Source organism: Escherichia sp. MOD1-EC5433, from assembly GCF_002966005.1.
GTDB classification, from domain to species: domain Bacteria; phylum Pseudomonadota; class Gammaproteobacteria; order Enterobacterales; family Enterobacteriaceae; genus Escherichia; species Escherichia ruysiae.
The window spans coordinates 80,563-104,074 of sequence record NZ_PTRL01000010.1 but is presented as its reverse complement, the minus strand read 5'-3'; the positions used below and the strand labels follow the sequence as shown (position 1 = coordinate 104,074).

The window sequence follows — 23,512 nt, the reverse complement described above, 5'->3', positions numbered from 1 at the left end:
CACTAACAATAACATCAATTAATAAATGGTTAATTATTATTGATATATCGTAAGAATAATGTAGGTTTTAACACCATCCATGGCATCTCATCCATCTTTATAAAACAGCGTGGCGCTGTCGACCTCTGGGTCTATCCCAGATGCCGTAAAAGCGCCCGGCATTGCTGGCGGTATACCAGACGGTGTGACGAATATTACGATGCCCAAGATAATCCTGGATAAGTCGTGTATCTATTCCCATATTCGCCAAAGCAAAACCACACGAATGGCGTAACATATGCGGATGAATCTCCAGTGATAACCCGGCATTACCACCTGAAGTCGAGATAATATGGTAAAACTGTTGACGAGAAAGCGGATTCCCCTTGCGTGATAAAAATACCCACTCGCTCTCAGCATGTGGATAAAAAGTACGCGTACTCAACCAGTTTTTTAAAGCCTGAACTTCTTTGTTCAATAGCGGGTGCGTTGTTGAAAAGCCTTTTTTTAATCGATGGATATATATGCACTTTGCCTTAAGATCAATATCCGAAATTCTCAATCGGCAAATTTCACTCGCCCGAAAGCCATGAATAAAACAAAGCAAAGTCAGACAATAATTGCGTGCAGCATGAGGCCCGGTATTTGCTGCTTTAAGGAGTGACTCTATTTCACTGTGGGTAAGGAAGTTCCTTTTTTTGTTATCAGCCTTATTCTTCATCGTTTTCCCTTATAATTACAGACGCGCACTAGCTGTGCTGGGTTAGCAATAATCCAACATTTTAATCCTGATTATGTTTATAAAAGCGAATATTTACTTAATGGCTAACGCAAGTGGGCCAGCTCTTTTGAATGAACTTAAATAGAATGGCGATAGCTACTTATAATAACTTTGCCATACAAACGCTATGCTCTTGCATGATATGTCTTTTATATATTTTCAATCTGAGACGAATCTAATAATAACCCTCATCATCAATGTAACTAATCTTATCTATATATCACGTGATATGTTCTGTAACAAGTAAATCAACATAAAAAATTCAGCAAAATTTAATATTCGTTCAACAGGCCATCTCACATATAACATTATTAGTCAACTCCATTTTTCACAAAATTGCTATTTAATGGAATCCCATAATTTTCAGGTGGCTATTATCATGCTAATGCTTAGTTACCTAGCCATTATTATCCTTTGGTTTGTAAACTCATACTGTGAGATTGTTACATCCCTTTCCAGGCCGTGTATTGTCCAGAGAAATGAGGGGAAGTTCGCACGCACCTTTTTTCATCTACATTCGCATTAAATATGCATGTTACTTCAACTTAATCTTTCCTTACTCACTGCTCTTTACTGGCGATACGGCAAATAACTGACTGCCCCCATCCTGTAGTGTGCTGAACATCAACGAGTCAGCCCAGGACAGAGCCAGGAACTCCTCTGCTACATACCAGGTTGCCCTTAGTCTCAGAACGTAAAAACATATTTTATGGTGAGAATTATTGTCAATCGGATAGCGGATAAACTCTCATTTTCACCGTGCTTTCGGAGTTAGCTTGTAAACCCGGCACTGTCGACATCCATTAAAAATAAATATTAAACAATGAGTTAATGACATAGCATCTGTTTCACGAAGGCAGTCGACAATGACCATCTGGCCTTACATAACACTTTACCTTCGAAAAATATCGACATATTTTGTGACGCGAATTGCAAATCTGGTTTTGTTGTATGGATTGCGTGATTTTTGATCTGGTATAACAGGTATAAAGGTACACACAAGAGATAAATAAGACGACTCTCTCGCAATCTAATACAAACATCCCTGGCGTCCTCCCTTATCGGGTGATGAAAGAGCACTTCAGTCTGAAAGGAGTATGAAAATGAGATCAACAAACAATCCATTTTATGACACTGGCTAAAGATAGATTTAGTGAGTGAAATAGCTTACGAACATTAAAATCAATTAAACATCAGAATAGATTTAATACTCAGGTATTTAATCCAGATCTCTGTTTATCTTAAATTATGTGGAAAACAATTTCTCACAGGAGACCTTATACAAAAAAAATAATTATCCGTGGCCAATGACGCTATAAGCCTGGCAAAAAAGAGCACATAACATAAATGCTATTTGTTTATTCGGACTTCGTATTACTTTCTGTATTCTACAAATGAGTGAAATTTATGAAAAAGGCTAAAATACTTTCTGGCGTATTATTACTCTGCTTTTCGTCACCATTAATTTCTCAGGCTGCAACACTGGATGTGCGTGGTGGATATCGTAGTGGAAGCCATGCCTATGAAACTCGACTCAAAGTCAGTGAGGGGTGGAAAAATGGATGGTGGGCAAGCATGGAAAGTAATACCTGGAATACCATTCATGATAATAAAAAGGAAAATGCCGCATTAAATGATGTTCAGGTTGAAGTTAATTATGCGATTAAACTTGATGATCAATGGACCGTGCGCCCTGGAATGTTAACCCATTTTAGCAGCAATGGCACACGCTATGGACCATATGTAAAACTGTCCTGGGATGCGACAAAAGATCTCAATTTTGGCATTCGCTATCGTTACGACTGGAAAGCTTACCGGCAACAAGACTTATCTGGCGATATGTCTCGTGATAACGTTCATCGTTGGGATGGATATGTCACTTACAATATTAATAGTGATTTCACCTTCGCATGGCAAACGACGCTGTACAGCAAACAAAACGATTATCGCTATGCAAACCATAAGAAATGGGCGACGGAAAATGCATTTGTTCTACAATACCATATGACGCCCGATATTACGCCATACATAGAATATGACTACCTTGACCGTCAGGGTGTTTACAACGGCAGAGATAATTTATCGGAAAACAGTTATCGCATTGGTGTGTCATTTAAACTGTAGTAGACAGGAGACAGTCACAATGAATAAAACAATAACGGCACTTGCTATCATGATGGCTTCACTTGCCGCAAACGCGTCGGTATTGCCGGAAACTCCTGTGCCATTTAAAAGTGGTACTGGAGCAATTGATAATGACACTGTCTACATTGGTTTAGGTAGCGCAGGTACGGCATGGTACAAGCTGGATACACAAGCCAAAGATAAAAAATGGATAGCCCTGGCGGAATTCCCCGCTGGCGCGAGAGATCAAGCAACCTCAGCCTTTATTGATGGCAATTTATATGTATTTGGCGGTGTTGGTAAAAACAGCGAGGGGTTAACTCAGGTATTCAACGACGTACACAAATATAATCCCAAAACTAATACCTGGGTTAAATTAATGTCGCACGCACCGATGGGCATGGCTGGTCATGTGACCTTTGTACACAACGGCAAAGCCTATATTACTGGCGGCGTTAACCAGAATATATTTAATGGCTATTTTGAAGATCTCAGGGAGGCTGGAAAAGATTCAGCGGCCATAGATAAAATCAATGCCCACTATTTTGACAAAAAAGCAGAAGATTATTTCTTTAATAAGTTCCTGTTGTCTTTTGATCCCTCTACACAGCAATGGAGTTACGCTGGCGAATCTCCTTGGTACGGCACGGCTGGTGCGGCGGTAGTAAATAATGGTGATAAAACCTGGCTTATTAATGGCGAAGCAAAACCAGGGCTGCGAACTGATGCTGTATTTGAGCTTGATTTCACCGGCAATGGCATAAAATGGAATAAACTTTCTCCCGTCTCCTCACCGGATGGCGTAGCTGGCGGTTTTGCAGGTATTAGCAATGACTCTCTTATATTTGCCGGAGGAGCCGGATTCAAAGGTTCACGGGAAAATTACCAGAACGGTAAGAACTATGCGCATGAAGGTCTGAAAAAATCGTATAGCGCCGATATTCATCTTTGGCATAACGGGAAATGGGAGAAATCTGGCGAACTGTCGCAAGGTCGGGCCTACGGAGTATCATTGCCCTGGAATAATAATTTATTGATTATTGGCGGTGAAACTACGGGTGGCAAAGCTGTGGCGGACTCAGTGTTGCTCTCTGTGAAAGATAATAAAGTTACTGTGCAAAACTAACTTTTCAGGGCTCCAGCAAAGGAGCCCTGCTATCAATGGCTCATCACCCGTTGTCATTTCAATTACGCATATATATGAACACGATAACATCGCCCGATTATTACTATGTTCTTACCGTTGCCGGTCAATCTAATGCCATGGCATATGGCGAAGGACTCCCGTTACCAGACAGTGAAGATGCGCCTCACCCCAGAATAAAACAACTGGCAAGATTTACACAGACGCATCCCGGTGGCCCATCATGTCAATTTAATGACATTATTCCACTGACTCACTGCCCACACGATGTTCAGGATATGCGGGATTATCACCATCCTCTGGCAACGAATCATCAAACACAATACGGTACAGTTGGACAGGCACTGCATATTGCGCGGAAATTACTGCCCTTCATTCCTGATAATGCTGGCGTTCTTATCGTTCCTTGTTGCCGTGGCGGATCGGCTTTTACCGCAGGCTGCGAAGGGACATATTCAGAACAACACGGAGCCAGCCATGATGCATGTCGTTGGGGAACGGATACTCCGCTGTATCAGGATTTAGTCAACAGAACGCGAGCTGCACTGGCGAAGAATCCGCTGAATAAATTCCTCGGAGTATGCTGGATGCAGGGCGAATTTGACTTAATGACGAGTGACTACGCGTTACACCCTCAATATTTTAATAATATGGTTGAAGCTTTTCGGAAGGATTTAAAGCAGTACCGTTCTCAGCTTCTGAATACTAACACTTCCGCTGCTCCGTGGTTCTGCGGCGATACCACCTGGTACTGGAAAGAAAATTATCCTCATGCGTACGAAACTATTTATGGCAATTATAAAAAGAATGTCTTAGCCAATATTATTTTTGTCGGCTTCCAGCAACAAGACGAACGAGGGCTGACGAACGAGCCTGATGAAGATCCGGATGATTTAAGCACGGGATATTACGGTTCAGCGTACCGAACACCAGAAAACTGGACAACGGCGCTACGAAGCAGCCATTTTAGCTCGGCAGCCCGCCGGGGGATTATTTCCGACAAATTTGCTGACGTTATTTTGCGGTTTTGGCGTGAAGAGTGAGCACTCACAAATTTGAGTTATGCGCATCCATCAATGCTCTTAACTCCTCCGGCGTAAACGGTGGTTTGCATCGGCGCCGCATCGAATGACAGTTAGGGCAAACAGTGAGCAAGCCATTAACTGGACTCTGTTGGTAATCTTCTTTGTTTCGGGAGTGAAGAGGCTCACGCCTTCTTAAACTGTATCTACAACAATTATGTAATCACAACCTATGCAACGCTTATAGAAAACAATGATGCAGAAAACATTGTTTAACGCTATTCAGGACGGATCACAGATACAAAAAAAGACGCTTTTCAGCGTCTTTCTTTCGGAATATTGGTACTGAGGATGGGACTCGAACCCACAAGCCCGTTAGGGCACTACCACCTCAAGGTAGCGTGTCTACCAATTCCACCACCTCAGCACAGATACTATCTTAGTTCGGGATATCGCTGGTCGGCTTAGCCGGAGCAGCTGGCTGAGTTTGTTCGGTTTTCGCCGGGGCACTCAGATTTTCCCATTCGCTACCTTTATTGGTTTTGTTGCTGTTGATGTTACCCAGCACCAGACTGATGATGAAGAACAACGTTGCCAGCACAGCCGTCATACGGGTCATGAAGTTACCAGAACCACTTGAACCAAACAGCGTAGCGGAAGCGCCTGCTCCGAAGGAGGCTCCCATATCAGCGCCTTTACCTTGCTGCAGCATGATCAGACCAACAAGGCCAATTGCTACAATAAGGAAAACTACTAAAAGAGCTTCGTACATAATCAACCTGTTCCTTGCGGAGTTGCCGCGTACCAATGCTTCAACCAATAAAGCGAGAAAATTTAATCTTTCCCACTGAAGCGGGTGTGAATACTAACCAAAGCGAATGACCTTCGCAAGGGCAATTTTATTGCATTGTATCAACTGCGGAAAAAAACAGCAAAATCGATGTGCATAAGAAAAACAAAGGCGACAATCGCCGCCTTTTTAGCCAGTTAGTTATCGCATTAAACCGCTTTTACCGCATCAGCAATACGGTGTGCAAACTCGGTGACCTGCGCTTCGTCTTCACCTTCGACCATCACGCGAATTAACGGCTCGGTGCCGGATTTACGCAACAGCACACGCCCACGGCTACCCAGCGCCGCTTCAACTTCGGCGGTCACGGCTTTAACTGACTCATGCTCCAGCGGATCGCCGCTGCCTGCGGTATAACGCACGTTAACCAGAATCTGCGGGAACATTTTCATGCCACTGCAAAGGTCGTGCAGGCTCATATGGTTACGCGCCATCGCCGCCAGCACCTGCAAACCAGCAACAATGCCGTCACCGGTAGTGGTTTTATCCAGCAGGATCACGTGACCAGAGTTCTCTGCTCCTATGCGCCAGCCTTTTTCCTGCATTTTTTCCAGTACGTAGCGGTCGCCCACTTTTGCACGCGCAAATGGAATGCCTAACTGTTTCAGCGCCAGTTCCAGCCCCATGTTGCTCATCAATGTACCCACCGCGCCACCACGCAGCTGACCCTGACGAAGGCCTTCACGCGCGATGATATACATGATCTGATCGCCATCGACTTTATTGCCTTCATGGTCAACCATAATCACGCGATCGCCGTCGCCGTCAAACGCAATGCCGAGATCCGCTTTTTCAGCCAATACGCGTGCCTGTAGCGCACGAACATCAGTTGCCCCCACTTCGGCATTGATGTTTACGCCGTTCGGCTCACAACCGATGGCGATTACATTCGCTCCCAGCTCACGCAGCACGTTCGGCGCGATGTGATAAGTCGCGCCATTGGCGCAATCCACCACAATCTTCAGTTCACTGAGGCTAAGTTCGTTCGGGAATGTGGCTTTGCAAAATTCGATATAGCGACCCGCAGCATCAACGATACGGCTGGCTTTACCCAGTTCTGCCGAATCAACGCAGCTGATCTCTTTTTCCATTTCCGCTTCGATGGCCTCTTCTACCGCATCCGGTAGTTTGGTGCCGTCGATAGAGAAGAATTTAATGCCGTTATCGTAGAACGGGTTATGCGATGCGGAAATCACTATCCCGGCCTCTGCGCGGAAGGTACGCGTCAGATAAGCCACTGCCGGTGTTGGCATCGGGCCAGTAAAAAGCGCGGAAAGTCCCGCTGCCGCCAGGCCGGCTTCCAGCGCCGACTCCAGCATATAGCCAGAAATACGCGTGTCTTTACCAATAATGATCTTACGGGAGCCGTGGCGCGCCAGTACTTTACCCGCAGCCCAGCCCAGTTTAAGCACAAAATCAGGGGTGATCGGCGCATCCCCAACACGACCACGAATCCCGTCGGTTCCGAAATATTTACGATTACTCATAGCGTTTGTTTTCCTTTGCAGACAGAGTGGCTTCCACCACTCGCATCGCTTCTACGGTTTCTTTGACGTCATGAACACGAATGATGTGCGCGCCCTGCATCGCAGCAATAACTGCACAGGCCAAACTACCGCTCAGGCGTTCGGACGGCCCCACGTTCAGCAGTTGTCCAATCATCGATTTTCGTGACATACCCACCAACAGCGGCAGGTTGAAATGGTGAAATTCAGCCAGACGCGCCAATAATGAATAGTTATGGTGGAGATTTTTACCGAAACCGAATCCCGGGTCGAGCAACAATTTCTCTTTTGCGATACCCGCCTGCTCACAACGTGCTATTTGCTCAATAAAGTAGCGATTAACTTCGGCAAAGACATCGTCATACTTCGGGGCTTCCTGCATGGTCTTTGGATTTCCCTGCATATGCATCAGGCATACGGGTAAACCAGTTTCCGCAGCCGCTTCCAGAGCGCCAGGTTCGGAAAGGGAGCGGATATCGTTAATGATGTGAGCGCCCACTTTCGCCGATTCACGGATAACTTCCGGTTTGGAGGTATCCACAGAGATCCAGACTTCGAATCGTTGCGCAATTGCCTCAACCGCCGGAATAACACGTTGCAACTCTTCTTCAACACTCACTTCTGCTGCACCTGGACGCGTGGACTCTCCACCAACGTCGATAATCGTCGCGCCAGCGTTGATCATCAGATTCGCATGTTTCACTGCATCAATCAGTGAGTTATGCGTACCGCCATCAGAAAAAGAATCTGGCGTGACGTTGAGGATCCCCATCACGTGAGGATGGCTAAGATCCAGTGAAGTGCCCTGGGCAAAGAGTTTCATGGTGTTATCCCTGGTATGAATTGATAAGAAAAAACCCCGGAGCACGCCCCGGGGTTTTCGGTACAAATACAGTCATCTGATGCGGGAACTTACTTGTCGCCTAACTGCTCTGACATGGTGTTACCCGGATTTGGCGTACGTGGTTCATCAACCGGACGCGGCGCCTTTGGCTTTGGCGTGCCATTATTGTCAGAATTGTTAGATGCTCCCGACTCATCCCAACCTGCAGGCGGGCGTACATCGCGACGAGCCATCAAGTCATCAATCTGCGGTGCGTCGATAGTCTCATATTTCATGAGTGCATCTTTCATCGCATGAAGGATATCCAGGTTGTCGTTCAACAATTGACGCGCACGATTGTAGTTACGTTCAATCAGTGACTTCACTTCCTGGTCGATGATACGCGCGGTTTCATCGGACATATGTTTTGCTTTCGCCACGCTACGACCGAGGAAAACTTCACCTTCTTCTTCCGCATACAGCAGCGGACCGAGTTTTTCAGAGAAGCCCCACTGGGTCACCATGTTACGCGCCAGGTTAGTCGCAACTTTAATATCGTTCGACGCACCGGTAGAAACATGTTCTGGTCCGTAGATGATCTCTTCTGCCAGACGACCGCCGTACAGGGTACTAATCTGGCTTTCCAGTTTCTGTCGGCTGGCGCTGATTGCGTCGCCTTCAGGCAGGAAGAAGGTCACACCCAGCGCGCGACCGCGCGGGATAATCGTTACTTTGTGCACCGGATCGTGTTCCGGCACCAGGCGACCGATAATCGCATGACCAGCTTCGTGGTAAGCAGTCGATTCTTTCTGCGCTTCCGTCATCACCATGGAGCGACGTTCCGCACCCATCATGATTTTGTCTTTCGCTTTCTCGAACTCAACCATCGAAACGACACGTTTATTGCCACGCGCGGCGAACAGTGCAGCTTCGTTCACCAGGTTCGCCAGGTCTGCACCGGAGAAGCCTGGTGTGCCACGAGCAATAATTGCCGCATCAACATCTGGCGCCAACGGTACGCGACGCATATGAACTTTCAGGATTTGCTCACGACCACGCACATCTGGCAGACCAACCACAACCTGACGGTCGAAACGACCAGGACGCAGCAGTGCCGGGTCGAGAACGTCCGGACGGTTAGTCGCCGCGATAACGATGATACCTTCGTTACCTTCGAAGCCGTCCATCTCAACCAGCATCTGGTTCAGAGTCTGTTCACGTTCATCATGACCACCACCCAGGCCAGCGCCACGCTGGCGGCCTACGGCGTCGATTTCATCGATGAAGATGATGCACGGTGCCGCTTTCTTCGCCTGTTCGAACATGTCACGCACACGAGATGCACCAACACCAACGAACATTTCTACGAAGTCAGAACCGGAGATGGTAAAGAACGGAACTTTCGCTTCACCTGCAATAGCTTTCGCCAGCAGCGTTTTACCCGTACCCGGAGGACCGACCATCAGGACGCCTTTCGGGATCTTACCGCCCAGTTTCTGGAAGCGGCTCGGCTCACGCAGATACTCAACCAGTTCGGCAACTTCTTCTTTTGCTTCGTCGCAACCCGCAACATCAGCAAAGGTCGTTTTGATCTGATCTTCCGTCAACATGCGCGCTTTGCTCTTACCGAACGACATCGCGCCTTTACCGCCGCCGCCCTGCATTTGACGCATGAAGAAGATCCAGACACCAATCAGCAACAGCATCGGGAACCATGAAATGAAGATAGAAGCCAGCAGGCTTGGCTCTTCAGGCGGTTCACCGACAACCTTGACGTTCTTGGTCAGCAGGTTATCCAGTAGTTTCGGATCCTGAACCGGAATGTAAGTGGTATAACGGTTACTATCTTTCTTGGTAACGTTGATTTCACGTCCGTTGATACGCGCTTCACGAACCTGGTCGTTATTGACCTCTTGTAGGAAGGTAGAGTAATCCACCTTACGGCCATTAGACTCGCTGGGCCCAAAGCTCTGGAATACTGACATCAGCACAACGGCAATGACCAGCCAGAGTATTAGGTTTTTCGCCATGTCACTCAAGGGATTAACCTCTTATTACAACTGTGTTAAAAACAGCGTCAGGATACTCTATATCCAGCATCTTTCAAACTTTCGTCTGAAATCTCCCGGTTAGGGTTTACGCCCGGTCGCTACAATATACACTTCCCGCGAACGTGCACGAGAAGAGTCCGGCTTACGAACTTTGACCTTCGTAAACAGGGAGCGAATTTCCCTTAGATACTCATCGAAACCTTCGCCCTGGAACACCTTCACTACAAAACTGCCACCCGGCGCTAACACATCACGACACATTTCTAGCGCCAGTTCCACCAGATACATGGCACGGGGGATATCCACCGCCGGTGTTCCGCTCATGTTTGGTGCCATATCGGACATGACAACCTGAACTTTGCTGTCGCCTACGCGTTCCAGCAGTGCTTTCATCACCAGTTCATCACGAAAATCGCCCTGAAGAAAGTCCACACCAACGATAGGATCCATAGGTAAAAGATCGCAAGCGATGATGCGGCCTTTACCGCCAATTTGGGTGACCACATATTGTGACCAACCACCCGGGGCAGCACCAAGGTCGACAACCGTCATTCCCGGTTTAAAGAGTTTGTCACTTTGCTGTATTTCATCAAGTTTAAACCAGGCACGGGAACGTAACCCCTTTTTCTGTGCCTGTTGAACATATTTATCGCTAAAGTGTTCCTGAAGCCAGCGGCTGGAGCTGGCAGAACGCTTCTTACCTGTCATTTAACTTTCCCATTGGGATGACTCATCGTAACCAATTGCGTAAATTTTTACGCGCCTATTTGGTGATATATGGGAGATGGCGGTAGAATGACCCGTTTTCAATCCCAACGTAAGCAAAAAAATACGATGAATCTGAGTACTAAACAAAAACAACACCTGAAAGGTCTGGCACATCCGCTCAAGCCAGTTGTTCTGCTTGGCAGTAATGGTTTGACCGAAGGGGTGCTGGCCGAGATTGAACAAGCGTTAGAGCACCATGAGCTCATCAAGGTGAAAATCGCCACAGAAGATCGCGAAACTAAAACCTTGATCGTGGAAGCTATCGTGCGCGAAACCGGCGCCTGTAATGTACAGGTCATCGGTAAAACGCTGGTGCTTTATCGCCCAACTAAAGAACGTAAAATCTCGCTGCCACGCTAAGATTATCCTAAAGTTACACACATTTTCTGTGTAAAACGAGGGATTTTCCGCAGGCAGGAGAGCAAAATGCCACGCTCTGTTCGTTGATAAAAGGCCGCATAGCGGCCTTTTTCCTTTCTTTACAATACATCAACATTTTGAGTATTGGGTAATTCTTACAGGTATTCTACCTTAATTACTTCAAATTCCACTTCGCCGCCTGGCGTTTTGATGACCACAACATCATCTTCTTCTTTGCCGATCAGGCCACGAGCGATAGGCGAGTTTACAGAAATCAGGTTTTGTTTAAAGTCAGCTTCGTCATCGCCTACGATGCGATAAGTCTGTTCTTCATCAGAATCCAGATTCAACACCGTTACGGTAGCACCAAAAATAACGCGACCATTGTTTGGCATTTTGGTGACATCAATCACCTGCGCGTTCGACAGCTTGGCTTCGATGTCTTTGATACGGCCTTCGCAGAAACCCTGCTGCTCACGCGCTGCGTGGTATTCAGCATTCTCTTTCAGGTCGCCATGTTCACGCGCTTCCGCGATAGCAGCAATGATTTCAGGACGGCGCACAGATTTCAGAAAATCCAGCTCTTCGCGTAGTTTCTCAGCGCCGCGTAAGGTCATCGGAATAGCTTGCATTTGTTATACCTCTTGAATATTCCTGATGGGGCGAGTCTCCACCCACCCCGGCTGTTCGGTCAGCCCGGCATAACTCCTCACCAGGCCAGAAGCAAAAAAATACCGACCCGGAAACAGGTTCCAGGTCAGCTACAATTCACATTTTGATGGTCATTTTACCCTGAAGTTCCCGAAGGGTCATCGTTTACTTTATAGGGCGTTGCGCCGTAGTATGACGGCTCGATTCCAGGTTGTTAGCGCGAGATTATGCGATTTTCCAGATTTATCATCGGATTGACCAGCTGTATAGCGTTCAGTGTCCAGGCCGCAAATGTTGATGAGTACATTACTCAGCTTCCCGCTGGTGCCAACCTTGCCCTGATGGTGCAAAGAGTCGGCGCGTCTGCTCCCACGATTGATTACCACAGTCAGCAGATGGCGCTGCCCGCCAGTACGCAAAAAGTAATCACTGCGCTGGCGGCGTTGATTCAACTCGGCCCCGATTTTCGTTTTACCACTACGCTTGAAACCAAAGGCAATGTGGAAAACGGAGTGCTTAAAGGCGATTTAGTGGCGCGATTTGGTGCCGATCCTACGCTAAAACGTCAGGATATTCGCAATATGGTCGCGACTCTGAAAAAATCTGGTGTCACACAAATCGATGGCAATGTACTCATAGATACCTCCATTTTTGCCAGTCATGATAAAGCTCCCGGCTGGCCATGGAATGACATGACACAATGCTTTAGCGCCCCTCCCGCCGCTGCCATTGTTGACCGCAATTGCTTCTCCGTCTCGCTCTACAGCGCCCAAAAACCCGGTGATATGGCTTTTATACGCGTGGCATCTTATTACCCCGTTACGATGTTCAGCCAGGTACGCACCCTCCCCCGTGGTTCTGCCGAAGCGCAATACTGTGAGCTGGATGTCGTGCCAGGCGACCTGAACCGCTTTACGCTGACTGGATGCCTGCCACAACGTTCCGAGCCGCTCCCGTTAGCCTTTGCGGTGCAAGATGGTGCCAGCTATGCCGGTGCAATTCTGAAAGATGAGTTAAAACAGGCAGGTATCACCTGGAGCGGAACACTGCTGCGCCAGACTCAGGTTAACGAACCTGGAACGGTGGTTGCCAGTAAACAATCGGCTCCTTTGCATGATCTGCTTAAGATTATGCTGAAAAAATCAGACAACATGATCGCCGATACGGTTTTCCGCATGATAGGCCATGCGCGCTTCAATGTGCCTGGAACATGGCGAGCCGGGTCGGACGCCGTGCGTCAGATCCTGCGCCAGCAAGCCGGTGTCGATATTGGCAACACGATTATTGCCGACGGCTCGGGACTTTCACGCCATAACCTGATTGCGCCTGCCACCATGATGCAGGTGCTGCAATATATCGCCCAACACGACAACGAGCTTAACTTTATCTCTATGCTGCCGCTGGCGGGATATGACGGCTCTTTGCAGTACCGTGCAGGTCTGCATCAGGCTGGCGTGGATGGCAAAGTCTCAGCGAAAACAGGGTCATTGCAAGGGGTGTATAACCTGGCAGGATTCATCACCACGGCGAGTGGGCAACGAATGGCGTTCGTACAATATCTTTCTGGCTATGCGGTAGAACCGGCGGATCAGCGTAATCGCCGTATTCCGTTAGTGCGATTTGAAAGCCGCTTGTATAAAGATATTTATCAGAACAATTAGTCAAAAAGAAACCCCGGCGCATGGTCGGGGTTTCAGATTATTGACAAAGTGCGCTTTGTTTATGCCGGATGCGGCGTTAATGCCTGATTCGGCCTACAAAATTGATATATTGCAATTCTCTTGTAGGCCTGATAAGCGTAGCGCATCAGGCTATTTGGCGTTTGTCATCAGTAATTAACGCTTGTAAATGAACTCAACGCCTTCTTCGTCGTCTTCGTCCCAGTCGTCATCCCAGTCTTCATCATCCTCTTCAGCAATTTCTTCAAGCTGCTGACGGTGATAATCATCCCACATGAATTCGACTTTCTCTGGCTGTTTCGCTTCTTCGGCCTGCACGACCGGGTTTTCAATGATAAAGGTCATCACATCCCAGCAGAGATCTTTAACGCCCAGTCCGCTTGCCGCAGAGATCAGATAATATTTATCTTCCCAGCCCAGCGCCTCAGCGATCGCTTTCGCTTTCTCTTCGGCTTCCGCTTTATCCAGCAGATCGATCTTGTTGAAGACTAACCAACGCGGTTTCGCCGCCAGATCCTGACTGTATTTTTCCAGCTCGCTGATAATAATACGCGCGTTTTCAACCGGATCGGTGCCGTCAATCGGATCGATATCGATAAGGTGCAACAGGACGCGGCAACGTTCCAGGTGCTTCAGGAAGCGAATCCCCAGACCTGCGCCTTCCGCAGCGCCTTCAATCAGCCCTGGAATATCGGCAACAACGAAGCTCTTTTCGTTGTCCATTCGTACCACACCCAGACTTGGCACCAGAGTGGTAAACGGATAATCCGCTACTTTCGGTTTAGCCGCCGAGACAGCGCGAATAAATGTCGATTTACCCGCATTTGGCATCCCCAGCATACCGACGTCAGCCAGCAGCATTAGTTCAAGCAGCAGCTCGCGCTTATCGCCCGGCGTACCGTTAGTTTTCTGCCGTGGTGTACGGTTAACGGACGATTTGAAACGGGTATTGCCCAGACCGTGCCAGCCGCCCTTGGCAACCAGCAGACGCTGACCGTGTTTGGTCATATCGCCCATAGTTTCGCCGGTGCCCTGATCGATAACACGCGTACCTACAGGCACTTTAATCGTCACGTCTTTACCACGCTTACCGGTGCAGTCGCGGCTTGCGCCATTCTGACCACGCTCGGCGCGGAAAGATTTTTCAAAACGATAATCGATAAGCGTATTCAGGTTCTCGTCGGCTTCCATCCATACGTCACCGCCGTCACCACCGTCGCCGCCATCCGGGCCGCCTTTCGGAATATATTTTTCGCGGCGGAAGCTCACGCAACCATTACCGCCATCACCTGCAACGACCAGAATCGATGCTTCATCAACAAACTTCATTTTATTCTCCGTAAATCATTCGCCTGCGCGGGGTTGCGATACCACCGTTGTATGCTTACGTAATCCGCCCCAAATACGATGACCAATGGCGGAATACATCGCGCCCGCAACCACGACAAACGCACCGAGATAACCTAAAAGGTTTAACATCGGTCTGGCGAAGAAATCGGGCCAGGCCAGTGATAAAAGATCTGAAAAAAACAGCGTAAACAGTGGGGTGAGCGTGATGATCGCGCTCACCTGCGCTGCCTGCCAGCGAGCCATCGCTTCCGCCAGGGCGCCATATCCTACCAACGTATTCAGTCCGCAAAAAATTAAACATGCGAGCTGCCAGTGGCTAAGCTGCGCTATCACTCCAGGCTTTGCCAGAGGGAAGAGCGCAATTGTACATAAAGTGTACAGTAAAAATAGGATCTGCGGTGAGGCCAGCCGACGTAATAAAACCTTTTGCGCCACGCCATAACTCACCCAAACCGTCGCCGCACCGACCCCAAAGATAACTCCCCAGGTGTAATCGGTGAGCTTTGTAAATATCTCGACCAGACTGGTGTTAAAGAACATCACCAGGCCGCTCAGGAGCATCAATGCCCCCACAACCTGGGTGCTGCGCATTTTCTCTTTCAGGATAAATACGCTGGCAACCATCATGCCAACCGGCGAGAGTTGCCCAATCACCTGCGAGGCGGTCGGACTCAGATATTGCAAGGATGAGCTGAACAGGATGAAATTCCCAAACAGCCCGGCAGTCGCCACCGCCAGTAATATCAGCCAGCGTGGCTTACGAAACACATGTAATGGCGGCAGCTTCTTCTTCACCGCAAGAATGGCACCAAGGCCAATACTCGCCATCAAGAAACGGTAAAACACAATTGTCGGAGGTTCCATCACCTCCAGCACCTGCTTCATTGCGATTGGCAACGCCCCCCAGCAAATTGCTGTGGTGAGCGCCAAAAGAATGCCAATGCCTGCCTGCTGCTTCATACCGTAATCCCTGCAAAACGCATTTGCGGATTAACGCCGCACGATGCGCATTTTTACCGGCTATCGAATGTAAAAAGCCCCGCAACGTGTTGCGGGGCTTTCATCCGTTACCGGGACGCGAAAAACTTATTCAGCTTCGATGCTGATAAATTTACGGTTTTTCGGGCCTTTAACTTCGAATTTCACTTTACCGTCTGCTTTAGCAAACAGAGTGTGGTCACGACCGCAACCTACGTTAGTGCCAGCGTGGAATTTGGTGCCACGTTGACGAACGATGATGCTACCCGCCAGAACGGATTCGCCACCGAAACGCTTAACGCCCAGGCGTTTAGCTTCTGAATCGCGACCGTTACGTGTGGAGCCGCCAGCCTTTTTATGTGCCATTTGAAATCTCTCCTCAGGTCTTAGGCGCTGATGCCAGTAATTTTCACATCAGTGAACCACTGACGATGGCCCTGCTGCTTACGATAGTGTTTACGACGACGAAACTTAACGATTTTAACTTTCTCGCCGCGACCGTGAGCAACAACTTCAGCTTTGATTACGCCGCCATCAACGAAAGGAACGCCGATTTTGACTTCTTCACCGTTTGCGATCATCAGAACTTCTGCGAACTCAACAGTTTCGCCAGTTGCGATGTCCAGCTTTTCCAGGCGAACGGTCTGACCTTCGCTTACTCGGTGTTGTTTACCACCACTTTGGAAAACCGCGTACATATAAAACTCCGCTTCCGCGCACACCTTTTCAATGATTCAGAGTGCGCTATAAATATTCACAATAGGGCGCGAATATTACGCAAAACGCACGCCTTTGACAAGTGCTACAGTCAATACACGAAGAAAAAAAACACAACTTGTACGGTAACGTTTATCTGTGCCATTTTTTCAGTACAATCACCCTATATTCCTAACCATAAACCCTAAGTTGCCTTTGTTCACAGTAAGGTAATCGGGGCGAAAAGCCCGGCTTTTGCGATGAATTTAGAAAAAATCAATGAGTTAACCGCGCAAGATATGGCGGGTGTTAATGCGGCAATCCTTGAGCAGCTTAATTCCGACGTCCAACTGATCAATCAGTTAGGCTATTACATCGTCAGCGGCGGCGGTAAACGTATTCGTCCGATGATTGCTGTACTGGCTGCTCGAGCTGTTGGCTATGAGGGAAATGCGCATGTCACCATTGCCGCCCTAATCGAGTTTATCCACACAGCGACTCTACTACACGACGACGTTGTGGATGAATCAGATATGCGCCGTGGTAAAGCGACCGCTAACGCCGCATTTGGCAATGCTGCCAGCGTGCTGGTAGGCGATTTTATTTACACCCGCGCGTTCCAGATGATGACCAGCCTCGGCTCGCTCAAAGTGCTGGAAGTGATGTCAGAAGCCGTAAACGTCATCGCAGAAGGTGAAGTTCTGCAACTGATGAACGTTAACGACCCGGATATCACCGAAGAAAACTACATGCGCGTTATCTACAGCAAAACTGCACGTCTGTTTGAGGCTGCTGCGCAGTGTTCCGGGATTCTGGCAGGATGTACGCCGGAAGAGGAAAAAGGCCTGCAGGATTATGGTCGTTACCTCGGCACCGCTTTTCAGCTCATCGACGATTTACTCGATTACAGCGCCGATGGTGAACAGTTAGGTAAAAACGTCGGGGACGATCTAAACGAAGGTAAACCGACGCTGCCGCTGCTACATGCGATGCATAATGGTACACCGGAGCAGGCGCAAATGATCCGTTCAGCTATTGAGCAAGGCAATGGGCGTCATCTTCTGGAACCGGTTCTGGAAGCAATGAACGCGTGTGGATCTCTTGAATGGACGCGTCAGCGTGCCGAGGAAGAGGCAGACAAAGCCATCGAAGCGTTACAGATACTCCCGGATACCCCGTGGCGAGAGGCGTTAATCGGCCTTGCACACATCGCGGTTCAACGCGATCGTTAATTCCTTCCCTTTATCCCGCGCATTGCGCGGGATAACTCCAGTAAGTTCCATAAAAATACTTATTCAGTGTAATACCATCTTAATAATCAGGTTATTGTCTTTATATATTCTGAATCTTCACGCTATTTACATGAACTTTTTAGAGCAATTCGCCATCAGGAGTATAGTGATGCCCGACAGAACATATGTTCTGAATGAAAGCGACTAACTTAAGGAGTGAGGAAAGATGGAGAGTAATTTCATTGACTGGCATCCCGCTGACATCATTGCGGGGTTGCGCAAGAAGGGAACGTCAATGGCGGCGGAATCTCGCAGAAATGGTTTGAGTTCCTCGACGCTGGCAAATGCATTATCGCGTCCGTGGCCAAAGGGAGAGATGATTATTGCGAAAGCCCTGGGTACTGACCCATGGGTTATATGGCCATCACGCTACCATGATCCGCAGACACATGAGTTTATCGACAGAACGCAGTTAATGCGCAGCTACACTAAACCGAAAAAATGAGTGGTCTGGCGGTAGCCCCGCGAACGGGGCTGCCAGCTTTCAGACGATTACTCGCCTTTCACACGCTCGATATTCGCACCTAATGCACGCAATTTGTCTTCAATGCGTTCGTAGCCGCGATCGATGTGATAAATACGATCAACAACCGTAGTCCCTTCCGCAATACAGCCAGCCAGTACCAGGCTTGCTGATGCACGCAGATCGGTCGCCATGACCTGTGCGCCGGAAAGTTTTTCGACACCGTGACAAATAACGGTATTGCTTTCAATCTCGGCTTGCGCGCCCATACGGCTCAGTTCTGGCACGTGCATAAAGCGGTTTTCAAAGACCGTTTCGGTGATGAATCCGGTGCCTTCTGCCACCAGGTTCAGCAGCGTGAACTGAGCCTGCATATCGGTCGGGAACGCCGGATGCGGCGCGGTACGCACATTAACAGCCTTCGGACGTTTGCCATGCATATCCAGGCTAATCCAGTCCTCACCTACTTCAATGTCCGCTCCGGCGTCACGCAGTTTCGCCAGCACAGCGTCAAGAGTATCTGGCTGGGCGTTACGGCAGATAATTTTGCCGCGAGAGATTGCCGCTGCCACCAGGAACGTGCCGGTTTCGATGCGATCCGGCAGCACGCGATAGACACCGCCGCCTAGACGTTCCACACCTTCGATGACGATACGATCGGTGCCCTGACCGCTAATTTTCGCGCCCAGCGTAATCAGGAAGTTCGCGGTATCGACAATTTCCGGTTCACGCGCAGCGTTTTCAATAATCGTGGTGCCTTCCGCCAGGGTTGCAGCACACATGATGGTCACGGTTGCGCCGACGCTGACTTTATCCATCACGATATGCGCGCCTTTCAGACGCCCATCAACGGAAGCTTTTACGTAACCTTCTTCCAGTTTGATCGTCGCGCCTAATTGCTCAAGCCCGGAAATATGCAAATCAACCGGACGCGCACCAATCGTACAACCACCAGGTAGAGAAACCTGTCCCTGACCGAAACGTGCCACCAGCGGCCCCAGCGCCCAGATAGAGGCTCGCATGGTTTTGACCAAATCATAAGGTGCGCAGAATACATTAACGTCGCGGGCGTCAATATGCACAGACCCATTACGTTCTACTTTCGCACCCAGCTGGCTTAGCAGCTTCATTGATGTATCAACGTCTTTCAGTTTCGGGACGTTCTGGATCTCTACCGGTTCTTCCGCCAGTAGTGCGGCAAAAAGGATAGGCAGAGCAGCATTTTTAGCGCCGGAAATTGTGACTTCGCCCTGGAGCTTTGTTGGCCCCTGAACACGAAATTTATCCATTTAGTTTGTTCTCAGTTAACAATTCATATCCGCTACCGGCAAATCGCCCATAGCTCAAAAGCCGTTCAGTTTGCGATCTCGCGCCCACTCCGTAGGGGTATACGCTTTGATCGACACAGCATGAATGCGGTTATCCGCAATATATTCCATCAGCGGACCATAAACCGTCTGCTGTTTTTTAACCCGGCTCATGCCGTCAAACATCTCACCCACGGCAATAACCTGAAAGTGGCTGCCATCGCCGGAAACGTGGACTTCCTGGAGGGAGAGAGCGTTCATCAGCACGCTCTGAATTTCATTATTTTCCATGGGATCTTCATTCATCAGTTAATAAACCAGCAAAACATCTTAGAGCAAAGTTGCGCTGGCATAAATAAGCAAAAAGCCTTGCTGATAAATCAAACAAGGCTCGACTTGCAGGCGGATTTGCCGGACAGGCGGTTAACGCCTTATCCAGCCTGAAAAAATTTAACGAGGCAGGACATCAGACGGCAAATTATACAACTTTGCCAGGGTATACACCTTATCGTTTACCCCCTGAAGCGTCACGCTGTTGCCCTGCTTTTTCGCCAGATCGATAAGGTGGAGCAGCAGCGCCAGTCCACCAGTATCGACGCGGGACACGCGGCTAAGATCGATGCAGGTAATTCCCTTCACCGCTTCTTCACGCACTTCCCAAAGCGGTAGCAGTACGTCTTGATCCAACTCTCCGGTTAATACCAGAGTGTTGCCCGTCTGCACCCAGCTCAGTGACTCGCTCATTATTTTTTCTCTTCCAGAGTGATTTTCTGTTGAGAAATTGATTTCAGTTGCGCGGTCAGGCCGTCGATACCTTTGGTACGCAGTAGTGTCCCCCACTCGTTTTGTTTGGTGGTGATCATGCTGACGCCTTCTGCAATCATGTCGTAAGCCTGCCAGTTGCCAGTCTGGGAGTTTTTACGCCACTGGAAGTCCAGACGTACCGGCGGGCGACCATTCGGGTCAATAATGGTAACGCGAATAGGCACAATGGTTTTATCGCCCAGCGGCTGTTCTGGCGCAATCTGATAGGTTTGACCGTGATACATAGCCAGCGCCTGACCGTAAGCCTGCTTCAGGTACTCACGGAAAGCGGCAAAGTAAGCATCACGTTGAGCTGGGGTCGCACTCTTGTAATACTGGCCCAGCACCAGCGCACCGGCGTATTTCACCTGTACGTATGGCAGCAGTTCCTGATCAACAATGGTACGCAGATAATCCGGGTTGGCCCGAATTTGCGGTTGCTCATTCTTTAGGCGATCGAACGTTTTCTGCGCCGCCTCGTCCATCAGCTTATACGGATTGGTCTGGCCTGCCGCAGTTGCCGCACTCAGCGGTGCAATCACCAGCAAAGCGACCATCATTAAACGTTTAAACATGCGTCGGTTCTCCTGAAATTATTTCGTTGTACCCACAGGTTCAGTGGTTTCATTATTACCTGGCGCAGCAGCTGGCGCATCGCCACTATTCTTATTGTCATCGCCTTTACTACCGTAAAGGAACTGACCAATGAGATCTTCCAGCACCATCGCAGACTTGGTGTCCTGAATCGAATCGCCATCCTTCAGGATAGCAGTACCCAGTTCGGGGTCTTCAAAACCGACATTTAACGCCAGATATTGCTCTCCAAGCAGGCCGGAAGTACGAATACTCAGCGAACTTGTGTCAGGAATGTGGTTATAACGTTGTTCAATTTCCAGCGTCACGCGCGGCAGATAGGTTTTCGGATCCAGCGTAATATCTGCCACCCGACCGACGACAACGCCGCCAATGCTGACCGGAGAGCGCGCTTTCAGGCCGCCAATGTTATCGAACGTCGCATAAAGCGTGTAGGTCGGTTCAGTACGTATGGACGTCACGTTTGCCGCCTTCAGGCAGACAAACAGCGCCGCCAGCAGTGCTGCTAATAAAAAGATACCCACCCAAATTTCATTTTTTTTCGTTTGCATGAACTCAATTCCCAAACATCAATGCGGTCAGCACAAAATCCAGCCCCAGAACAGCCAGAGACGAGTGGACAACGGTGCGAGTGGTTGCCCGGCTAATCCCGGCAGAAGTCGGGATGGCGTCGTAGCCGTTAAACAACGAAATCCACGTCACCGTAATGGCGAACACCACGCTCTTAATCAGACAGTTGACCAGATCCATACGCCAGTCGACGGCGTTTTGCATTGCCGACCAGAAGAATCCGCTATCAATACCTTTCCAGCTAACGCCGACCAGCGATCCGCCCCAGATCCCCACGGCGACGAAAATAATCGTCAGCAATGGCAATGAAATAACCCCAGCCCAGAAACGCGGAGAAATAACCCGACGCAGCGGATCGACCGCCATCATCTCCATGCTGGAGAGCTGCTCTGTGGCGCGCATCAAGCCGATTTCTGCGGTTAGCGCCGAACCGGCACGCCCGGCAAACAGTAACGCAGCAACCACCGGTCCCAGTTCACGCAGCAGCGATAACGCCACCAGCATACCCAGACTGGTTTCCGCACTATAGGTGGTCAGAACCAGATAACCTTGCAGACCCAGCACCATTCCGATGAACACGCCAGAAACCACAATAATCAGCATCGACAGGACGCCGACATTATAGAGCTGACGCACCAGCAGCGGCGCATGTTTACGAAATTCCGGTTTGCCTACCAGCGCATTGAATAACATTAACCCGGCCCGCCCGAACGTTCTCAGGGTTTTAATCCCTTTATGTCCAAGCGAGGCCAGCGCATTTAACAGCATGAGTGGCTTAACTCCCTGGTAAAAGATCAGCGTGATAATCGCCGGCAGGATAGCGGAACGGAACAGGTCCGTCAGCTATCCCGTCCAGAAACTGACGTACGCGCGGATCAGGATTCGCCTGCAACGCCTGGGCGCTACCGTGAGCGACAATTTTTTTATCCGCCAGAATCCAGGCGTGATCAGCAATACTTAAGACTTCCGGCACATCATGAGAAACTACCACGCAGGTCACGCCCAACGCGCTGTTCAGCTCAGAAATCAGCTTCACCAGTACGCCCATAGTGATCGGATCCTGCCCAACAAACGGTTCATCAAACATGATGAGATCCGGCTCCAGGGCAATCGCACGCGCCAGTGCAGCGCGACGAGCCATCCCGCCGGAAAGTTCAGAAGGCATAAGTTTCGCCGCTCCACGCAGCCCTACAGCTTCCAGCTTCATCATCACCGTGCTATGCAACAATGGCGCGGGGAGCTGGGTATGTTCGCGCAGTGGATAGGCCACGTTGTCAAATACGTTCATATCTGTGAACAACGCCCCGGACTGAAACAACATGCTCATCCGTTTGCGCACAGTGTACAGGCGCGAACGAGACATCGCCGGAATATTCTCGCCATCAAAAAGGATCTCACCGTGATCTGGTGCGATTTGCCCGCCAATCAGACGGAGTAGCGTCGTTTTACCGATGCCCGATGGCCCCATGATTGCCGTGATCTTCCCTCGCGGCACGGTCAGGGAAATATTATCGAAGATGCAGCGATTGCCACGCGTAAAACTGACATCGCGCATATCGACTAAATTCGCCACAGACTGCTCCATAATTCACCCTTCGTCTTGCGTTGATTTTCTAAGCATGGCGCTCAATTTAACCTTGAACCCAACATATTTACAGAATATTACCCGCCGTGGTTAGCTAAAGCTGGCATTTGTTTTACTTTTTAGCCGCATAAAGTCA

General features: G+C 49.1%; 25 protein-coding genes, 1 tRNA gene and 1 pseudogene. 7 read left to right on the top strand and 20 right to left on the bottom strand.

Annotated elements, in window-relative coordinates; translation table 11 throughout:
* Positions 1-97 precede the first annotated feature (97 nt).
* Positions 98-700: a type 1 fimbria switch DNA invertase FimB gene (gene fimB, locus C3D30_RS18760; protein WP_105287246.1), complete on the bottom strand. Its 603-nt coding sequence runs from the start codon at positions 698-700 to the stop codon at positions 98-100.
* Between the two features lie 1,467 nt (positions 701-2,167).
* Here fimB and nanC point away from each other — a divergent pair.
* The 3 genes and pseudogenes from nanC to C3D30_RS20890 all read left to right on the top strand — a co-directional run.
* Entirely contained in the window at positions 2,168-2,884 is a 717-nt protein-coding gene (gene nanC, locus C3D30_RS18745; protein WP_016159471.1) for an N-acetylneuraminic acid outer membrane channel NanC, read from the top strand.
* 19 nt (positions 2,885-2,903) lie between these two features.
* The gene (gene nanM / locus C3D30_RS18740) at positions 2,904-4,010 is read left to right on the top strand and encodes an N-acetylneuraminate epimerase (protein WP_105287245.1); all 1,107 of its coding nucleotides are present in this window, start codon (positions 2,904-2,906) and stop codon (positions 4,008-4,010) included.
* Positions 4,011-4,045: 35 nt separating this feature from the next.
* Positions 4,046-4,651, top strand: a pseudogene (locus C3D30_RS20890) (sialate O-acetylesterase); the annotation flags it as partial.
* 284 nt (positions 4,652-4,935) lie between these two features.
* On the opposite strand, the gene C3D30_RS20885 reads toward C3D30_RS20890, so the two are convergent.
* The 7 genes from C3D30_RS20885 to rlmE all read right to left on the bottom strand — a co-directional run bounded on the left by C3D30_RS20885 (position 4,936) and on the right by rlmE (position 10,987).
* Entirely contained in the window at positions 4,936-5,079 is a 144-nt protein-coding gene (locus C3D30_RS20885) for a hypothetical protein (protein WP_423779530.1), read from the bottom strand.
* Positions 5,080-5,390: 311 nt separating this feature from the next.
* Positions 5,391-5,477 (bottom strand) — tRNA-Leu (locus tag C3D30_RS18725).
* Between the two features lie 12 nt (positions 5,478-5,489).
* Positions 5,490-5,822 carry a preprotein translocase subunit SecG gene (gene secG / locus C3D30_RS18720; protein ID WP_001517162.1) on the bottom strand — a complete coding sequence of 111 codons (333 nt, stop codon included), beginning with the start codon at positions 5,820-5,822 and terminating at the stop codon, positions 5,490-5,492.
* 227 nt (positions 5,823-6,049) lie between these two features.
* Positions 6,050-7,387: a phosphoglucosamine mutase gene (gene glmM / locus C3D30_RS18715; RefSeq protein WP_000071137.1), complete on the bottom strand. Its 1,338-nt coding sequence runs from the start codon at positions 7,385-7,387 to the stop codon at positions 6,050-6,052.
* A complete protein-coding gene (gene folP / locus C3D30_RS18710; RefSeq protein ID WP_105287244.1) occupies positions 7,380-8,228 on the bottom strand; it encodes a dihydropteroate synthase in 849 nt (282 codons plus the stop codon). The genes glmM and folP overlap by 8 nt, the downstream gene beginning before the upstream one ends.
* An 89-nt stretch (positions 8,229-8,317) precedes the next feature.
* Positions 8,318-10,258 (bottom strand): ATP-dependent zinc metalloprotease FtsH, encoded by a 1,941-nt coding sequence (gene ftsH, locus C3D30_RS18705; protein WP_105287243.1) that lies wholly within the window; start codon positions 10,256-10,258, stop codon positions 8,318-8,320.
* Between the two features lie 99 nt (positions 10,259-10,357).
* Positions 10,358-10,987 (bottom strand): 23S rRNA (uridine(2552)-2'-O)-methyltransferase RlmE, encoded by a 630-nt coding sequence (gene rlmE / locus C3D30_RS18700; RefSeq protein ID WP_000145975.1) that lies wholly within the window; start codon positions 10,985-10,987, stop codon positions 10,358-10,360.
* A 126-nt stretch (positions 10,988-11,113) separates the two neighbouring features.
* Between rlmE and yhbY the strand changes: the two genes are divergently transcribed.
* Positions 11,114-11,407 (top strand): ribosome assembly RNA-binding protein YhbY, encoded by a 294-nt coding sequence (gene yhbY / locus C3D30_RS18695; protein ID WP_001054420.1) that lies wholly within the window; start codon positions 11,114-11,116, stop codon positions 11,405-11,407.
* Between the two features lie 155 nt (positions 11,408-11,562).
* Here yhbY and greA read toward each other — a convergent pair whose 3' ends face one another.
* The gene (gene greA / locus C3D30_RS18690; RefSeq protein WP_001148001.1) at positions 11,563-12,039 is read right to left on the bottom strand and encodes a transcription elongation factor GreA; all 477 of its coding nucleotides are present in this window, start codon (positions 12,037-12,039) and stop codon (positions 11,563-11,565) included.
* A 246-nt stretch (positions 12,040-12,285) separates the two neighbouring features.
* On the opposite strand from greA, the gene dacB reads away from it, so the two are divergent.
* The gene (gene dacB, locus C3D30_RS18685) at positions 12,286-13,719 is read left to right on the top strand and encodes a serine-type D-Ala-D-Ala carboxypeptidase (RefSeq protein WP_001212645.1); all 1,434 of its coding nucleotides are present in this window, start codon (positions 12,286-12,288) and stop codon (positions 13,717-13,719) included.
* A 174-nt stretch (positions 13,720-13,893) separates the two neighbouring features.
* On the opposite strand, the gene cgtA is transcribed toward dacB, so the two are convergent.
* From cgtA to rplU, 4 genes are all read right to left on the bottom strand, one after another.
* The gene (gene cgtA / locus C3D30_RS18680) at positions 13,894-15,066 is read right to left on the bottom strand and encodes an Obg family GTPase CgtA (RefSeq protein WP_000673561.1); all 1,173 of its coding nucleotides are present in this window, start codon (positions 15,064-15,066) and stop codon (positions 13,894-13,896) included.
* A gap of 15 nt (positions 15,067-15,081) precedes the next feature.
* Positions 15,082-16,047 (bottom strand): DMT family transporter, encoded by a 966-nt coding sequence (locus C3D30_RS18675; RefSeq protein ID WP_105285441.1) that lies wholly within the window; start codon positions 16,045-16,047, stop codon positions 15,082-15,084.
* A 126-nt stretch (positions 16,048-16,173) separates the two neighbouring features.
* Positions 16,174-16,431, bottom strand: coding sequence for a 50S ribosomal protein L27 (gene rpmA, locus C3D30_RS18670; protein ID WP_000940596.1), 258 nt, complete (start codon positions 16,429-16,431; stop codon positions 16,174-16,176).
* A gap of 20 nt (positions 16,432-16,451) precedes the next feature.
* A complete protein-coding gene (rplU, locus tag C3D30_RS18665; protein ID WP_000271401.1) occupies positions 16,452-16,763 on the bottom strand; it encodes a 50S ribosomal protein L21 in 312 nt (103 codons plus the stop codon).
* Between the two features lie 258 nt (positions 16,764-17,021).
* Between rplU and ispB the strand changes: the two genes are divergently transcribed.
* Together ispB and sfsB are read left to right on the top strand one after the other, a co-directional pair.
* On the top strand, positions 17,022-17,993 hold the full coding sequence (gene ispB / locus C3D30_RS18660) for an octaprenyl diphosphate synthase (RefSeq protein WP_001047343.1): 972 nt from the start codon (positions 17,022-17,024) through the stop codon (positions 17,991-17,993).
* A 226-nt stretch (positions 17,994-18,219) separates the two neighbouring features.
* The gene (sfsB, locus tag C3D30_RS18655; protein WP_000445413.1) at positions 18,220-18,498 is read left to right on the top strand and encodes a DNA-binding transcriptional regulator SfsB; all 279 of its coding nucleotides are present in this window, start codon (positions 18,220-18,222) and stop codon (positions 18,496-18,498) included.
* A 47-nt stretch (positions 18,499-18,545) separates the two neighbouring features.
* Here sfsB and murA read toward each other — a convergent pair whose 3' ends face one another.
* The 7 genes from murA to mlaF all read right to left on the bottom strand — a co-directional run bounded on the left by murA (position 18,546) and on the right by mlaF (position 23,376).
* Entirely contained in the window at positions 18,546-19,805 is a 1,260-nt protein-coding gene (gene murA, locus C3D30_RS18650; protein WP_000357262.1) for a UDP-N-acetylglucosamine 1-carboxyvinyltransferase, read from the bottom strand.
* A 54-nt stretch (positions 19,806-19,859) separates the two neighbouring features.
* Entirely contained in the window at positions 19,860-20,114 is a 255-nt protein-coding gene (gene ibaG / locus C3D30_RS18645; protein ID WP_010346509.1) for a BolA family iron metabolism protein IbaG, read from the bottom strand.
* Between the two features lie 159 nt (positions 20,115-20,273).
* Positions 20,274-20,567, bottom strand: a complete 294-nt coding sequence (gene mlaB / locus C3D30_RS18640; RefSeq protein WP_000004491.1) for a lipid asymmetry maintenance protein MlaB — start codon at positions 20,565-20,567, stop codon at positions 20,274-20,276.
* Positions 20,567-21,202 carry a phospholipid-binding protein MlaC gene (gene mlaC / locus C3D30_RS18635; RefSeq protein WP_105287242.1) on the bottom strand — a complete coding sequence of 212 codons (636 nt, stop codon included), beginning with the start codon at positions 21,200-21,202 and terminating at the stop codon, positions 20,567-20,569. The genes mlaB and mlaC overlap by 1 nt, the downstream gene beginning before the upstream one ends.
* An 18-nt stretch (positions 21,203-21,220) precedes the next feature.
* A complete protein-coding gene (gene mlaD / locus C3D30_RS18630; RefSeq protein ID WP_016159478.1) occupies positions 21,221-21,772 on the bottom strand; it encodes an outer membrane lipid asymmetry maintenance protein MlaD in 552 nt (183 codons plus the stop codon).
* 4 nt (positions 21,773-21,776) lie between these two features.
* On the bottom strand, positions 21,777-22,559 hold the full coding sequence (gene mlaE / locus C3D30_RS18625; RefSeq protein ID WP_000925792.1) for a lipid asymmetry maintenance ABC transporter permease subunit MlaE: 783 nt from the start codon (positions 22,557-22,559) through the stop codon (positions 21,777-21,779).
* A 7-nt stretch (positions 22,560-22,566) separates the two neighbouring features.
* Entirely contained in the window at positions 22,567-23,376 is an 810-nt protein-coding gene (gene mlaF / locus C3D30_RS18620) for a phospholipid ABC transporter ATP-binding protein MlaF (protein ID WP_000438245.1), read from the bottom strand.
* Between the last annotated feature and the right edge of the window lie 136 nt (positions 23,377-23,512).